The sequence below is a fragment of the Streptococcus sp. k-90 genome, assembly GCF_013277565.1.
Taxonomy (GTDB): Bacteria; Bacillota; Bacilli; order Lactobacillales; family Streptococcaceae; genus Streptococcus.
This window is the reverse complement of sequence record NZ_VMNE01000047.1, coordinates 1-5,096: the sequence shown is the minus strand read 5'-3', so window position 1 is coordinate 5,096 and position 5,096 is coordinate 1. Positions and strand designations below refer to the sequence as shown.

The following is a 5,096-nucleotide window of genomic DNA, read 5'->3' as shown; positions in this document are numbered from 1 at the left end:
AATTAAAAAAAGTTTCAAAAAAGTGTTGACAAGCGAAAGCGACTGTGATATACTAATATAGTTGTCACTTGAGAGAAGCGAGTGACAAAGGCCTTTGAAAACTGAACAAGACGAACCAATGTGCAGGGCACTACAACAACTGTTGTAGTACTGAACAATGAAAAAACAATAAATCTGTCAGTGACAGAAATGAGTGAGAACTCAAACTTTTAATGAGAGTTTGATCCTGGCTCAGGACGAACGCTGGCGGCGTGCCTAATACATGCAAGTAGAACGCTGAAGGAGGAGCTTGCTCTTCTGGATGAGTTGCGAACGGGTGAGTAACGCGTAGGTAACCTGCCTGGTAGTGGGGGATAACTATTGGAAACGATAGCTAATACCGCATAATAACAGTTGTTGCATGACAACTGTTTGAAAGGTGCAATTGCATCACTACCAGATGGACCTGCGTTGTATTAGCTAGTTGGTGGGGTAACGGCTCACCAAGGCGACGATACATAGCCGACCTGAGAGGGTGATCGGCCACACTGGGACTGAGACACGGCCCAGACTCCTACGGGAGGCAGCAGTAGGGAATCTTCGGCAATGGACGAAAGTCTGACCGAGCAACGCCGCGTGAGTGAAGAAGGTTTTCGGATCGTAAAGCTCTGTTGTAAGAGAAGAACGAGTGTGAGAGTGGAAAGTTCACACTGTGACGGTATCTTACCAGAAAGGGACGGCTAACTACGTGCCAGCAGCCGCGGTAATACGTAGGTCCCGAGCGTTGTCCGGATTTATTGGGCGTAAAGCGAGCGCAGGCGGTTAGATAAGTCTGAAGTTAAAGGCTGTGGCTTAACCATAGTACGCTTTGGAAACTGTTTAACTTGAGTGCAAGAGGGGAGAGTGGAATTCCATGTGTAGCGGTGAAATGCGTAGATATATGGAGGAACACCGGTGGCGAAAGCGGCTCTCTGGCTTGTAACTGACGCTGAGGCTCGAAAGCGTGGGGAGCAAACAGGATTAGATACCCTGGTAGTCCACGCCGTAAACGATGAGTGCTAGGTGTTAGACCCTTTCCGGGGTTTAGTGCCGTAGCTAACGCATTAAGCACTCCGCCTGGGGAGTACGACCGCAAGGTTGAAACTCAAAGGAATTGACGGGGGCCCGCACAAGCGGTGGAGCATGTGGTTTAATTCGAAGCAACGCGAAGAACCTTACCAGGTCTTGACATCCCTCTGACCGCTCTAGAGATAGAGTTTTCCTTCGGGACAGAGGTGACAGGTGGTGCATGGTTGTCGTCAGCTCGTGTCGTGAGATGTTGGGTTAAGTCCCGCAACGAGCGCAACCCCTATTGTTAGTTGCCATCATTTAGTTGGGCACTCTAGCGAGACTGCCGGTAATAAACCGGAGGAAGGTGGGGATGACGTCAAATCATCATGCCCCTTATGACCTGGGCTACACACGTGCTACAATGGCTGGTACAACGAGTCGCAAGTCGGTGACGACAAGCTAATCTCTTAAAGCCAGTCTCAGTTCGGATTGTAGGCTGCAACTCGCCTACATGAAGTCGGAATCGCTAGTAATCGCGGATCAGCACGCCGCGGTGAATACGTTCCCGGGCCTTGTACACACCGCCCGTCACACCACGAGAGTTTGTAACACCCGAAGTCGGTGAGGTAACCGTAAGGAGCCAGCCGCCTAAGGTGGGATAGATGATTGGGGTGAAGTCGTAACAAGGTAGCCGTATCGGAAGGTGCGGCTGGATCACCTCCTTTCTAAGGATAAGGAATGCACATTGGTCTTGTTTAGTCTTGAGAGGTCTTGTGGGGCCTTAGCTCAGCTGGGAGAGCGCCTGCTTTGCACGCAGGAGGTCAGCGGTTCGATCCCGCTAGGCTCCATTGGTGAGAGATCACCAAGTAATGCACATTGAAAATTGAATATCTATATCAAATAGTAACAAGAAAATAAACCGAAAACGCTGTAGTATTAATAAGAGTTTATGACTGAAAAGTCAAAAAAATAAGGTTAAGTTAATAAGGGCGCACGGTGGATGCCTTGGCACTAGGAGCCGAAGAAGGACGTGACAAACGACGATATGCCTTGGGTAGCTGTAAGTAAGCGATGATCCAGGGATTTCCGAATGGGGGAACCCAACAGGTACTACCTGTTACCCGCATCTGTTAAGGATGTGAGGAGGAAGACGCAGTGAACTGAAACATCTAAGTAGCTGCAGGAAGAGAAAGCAAAAGCGATTGCCTTAGTAGCGGCGAGCGAAACGGCAGGAGGGCAAACCGAAGAGTTTACTCTTCGGGGTTGTAGGACTGCAATGTGGACTCAAAGATTATAGAAGAATGATTTGGGAAGATCAGCCAAAGAGAGTAATAGCCTCGTATTTAAAATAGTCTTTGTACCTAGCAGTATCCTGAGTACGGCGGGACACGCGAAATCCCGTCGGAATCTGGGAGGACCATCTCCCAACCCTAAATACTCCCTAGTGACCGATAGTGAACCAGTACCGTGAGGGAAAGGTGAAAAGCACCCCGGGAGGGGAGTGAAATAGAACCTGAAACCGTGTGCCTACAACAAGTTCGAGCCCGTTAATGGGTGAGAGCGTGCCTTTTGTAGAATGAACCGGCGAGTTACGTTATGATGCGAGGTTAAGTTGAAGAGACGGAGCCGTAGGGAAACCGAGTCTGAATAGGGCGAATTAGTATCATGACGTAGACCCGAAACCATGTGACCTACCCATGAGCAGGTTGAAGGTGCGGTAAGACGCACTGGAGGACCGAACCAGGGCACGTTGAAAAGTGCTTGGATGACTTGTGGGTAGCGGAGAAATTCCAAACGAACTTGGAGATAGCTGGTTCTCTCCGAAATAGCTTTAGGGCTAGCGTCGACATTAGAGATTCTTGGAGGTAGAGCACTGTTTGGGTGAGGGGTCCATCCCGGATTACCAATCTCAGATAAACTCCGAATGCCAATGAATTATGGTCGGCAGTCAGACTGCGAGTGCTAAGATCCGTAGTCGAAAGGGAAACAGCCCAGACCACCAGCTAAGGTCCCAAAATAATTGTTAAGTGGAAAAGGATGTGGGGTTGCACAGACAACTAGGATGTTAGCTTAGAAGCAGCTATTCATTCAAAGAGTGCGTAATAGCTCACTAGTCGAGTGACCCTGCGCCGAAAATGTACCGGGGCTAAAACAATTTACCGAAGCTGTGGATACCTTTATAGGTATGGTAGGAGAGCGTTCTATGTGTGAAGAAGGTGTACCGTGAGGAGTGCTGGAACGCATAGAAGTGAGAATGCCGGTATGAGTAGCGAAAGACAGGTGAGAATCCTGTCCACCGTAAGACTAAGGTTTCCAGGGGAAGGCTCGTCCGCCCTGGGTTAGTCGGGACCTAAGGAGAGACCGAAAGGTGTATCCGATGGACAACAGGTTGATATTCCTGTACTAGAGTATGTAGTGATGGAGGGACGCAGTAGGCTAACTAAAGCAGACGATTGGAAGAGTCTGTCTAAGCAGTGAGGTGTGGTATGAGTCAAATGCTTATATCTATAACATTGAGCTGTGATGGGGAGCGAAGTTTAGTAGCGAAGTTAGTGACGTCACACTGCCAAGAAAAGCTTCTAGCGTTTAAACATACTCTACCCGTACCGCAAACCGACACAGGTAGTCGAGGCGAGTAGCCTCAGGTGAGCGAGAGAACTCTCGTTAAGGAACTCGGCAAAATGACCCCGTAACTTCGGGAGAAGGGGTGCTGATTTAGGTCAGCCGCAGTGAATAGGCCCAAGCAACTGTTTATCAAAAACACAGCTCTCTGCTAAATCGTAAGATGATGTATAGGGGGTGACGCCTGCCCGGTGCTGGAAGGTTAAGAGGAGTGCTTAGCGTAAGCGAAGGTATGAATTGAAGCCCCAGTAAACGGCGGCCGTAACTATAACGGTCCTAAGGTAGCGAAATTCCTTGTCGGGTAAGTTCCGACCCGCACGAAAGGCGTAATGATTTGGGCACTGTCTCAACGAGAGACTCGGTGAAATTTTAGTACCTGTGAAGATGCAGGTTACCCGCGACAGGACGGAAAGACCCCATGGAGCTTTACTGCAGTTTGATATTGAGTGTCTGTACCACATGTACAGGATAGGTAGGAGTCTATGAGATCGGGACGCCAGTTTCGAAGGAGACGTTGTTGGGATACTACCCTTGTGTTATGGCCACTCTAACCCAGATAGGTGACCCCTATCGGAGACAGTGTCTGACGGGCAGTTTGACTGGGGCGGTCGCCTCCTAAAAGGTAACGGAGGCGCCCAAAGGTTCCCTCAGAATGGTTGGAAATCATTCGCAGAGTGTAAAGGTATAAGGGAGCTTGACTGCGAGAGCTACAACTCGAGCAGGGACGAAAGTCGGGCTTAGTGATCCGGTGGTTCCGTATGGAAGGGCCATCGCTCAACGGATAAAAGCTACCCTGGGGATAACAGGCTTATCTCCCCCAAGAGTTCACATCGACGGGGAGGTTTGGCACCTCGATGTCGGCTCGTCGCATCCTGGGGCTGTAGTCGGTCCCAAGGGTTGGGCTGTTCGCCCATTAAAGCGGCACGCGAGCTGGGTTCAGAACGTCGTGAGACAGTTCGGTCCCTATCCGTCGCGGGCGTAGGAAATTTGAGAGGATCTGCTCCTAGTACGAGAGGACCAGAGTGGACTTACCGCTGGTGTACCAGTTGTCTTGCCAAAGGCATCGCTGGGTAGCTATGTAGGGAAGGGATAAACGCTGAAAGCATCTAAGTGTGAAACCCACCTCAAGATGAGATTTCCCATGATTTTATATCAGTAAGAGCCCTGAGAGATGATCAGGTAGATAGGTTAGAAGTGGAAGTGTGGCGACACATGTAGCGGACTAATACTAATAGCTCGAGGACTTATCCAAAGTAACTGAGAATATGAAAGCGTACGGTTTTCTTGATTTGAATAGATATTCAATTTTGAGTAGGTATTACTCAGAGTTAAGTGACGATAGCCTAGGAGATACACCTGTACCCATGCCGAACACAGAAGTTAAGCCCTAGAACGCCGGAAGTAGTTGGGGGTTGCCCCCTGTGAGATATGGAAGTCGCTTAGCT

General features: G+C 49.5%; 1 tRNA gene and 3 rRNA genes. All 4 read left to right on the top strand.

Going from position 1 to position 5,096, the window contains the following annotated elements:
- Positions 1-208: 208 nt before the first annotated feature.
- The 4 genes from HT734_RS09195 (at position 209) to rrf (ending at position 5,095) form a co-directional block, all read left to right on the top strand.
- Positions 209-1,754 (top strand): 16S ribosomal RNA (locus HT734_RS09195).
- 50 nt (positions 1,755-1,804) lie between these two features.
- Positions 1,805-1,877, top strand: a tRNA-Ala gene (locus HT734_RS09190).
- 125 nt (positions 1,878-2,002) lie between these two features.
- Positions 2,003-4,903: ribosomal RNA gene (locus HT734_RS09185) — 23S ribosomal RNA — on the top strand.
- Between the two features lie 76 nt (positions 4,904-4,979).
- Positions 4,980-5,095 (top strand): 5S ribosomal RNA (gene rrf, locus HT734_RS09180).
- Together the 16S, 23S and 5S rRNA genes with 1 tRNA gene alongside form the textbook arrangement of a ribosomal RNA operon.
- The last annotated feature ends 1 nt before the right edge of the window (position 5,096 follow it).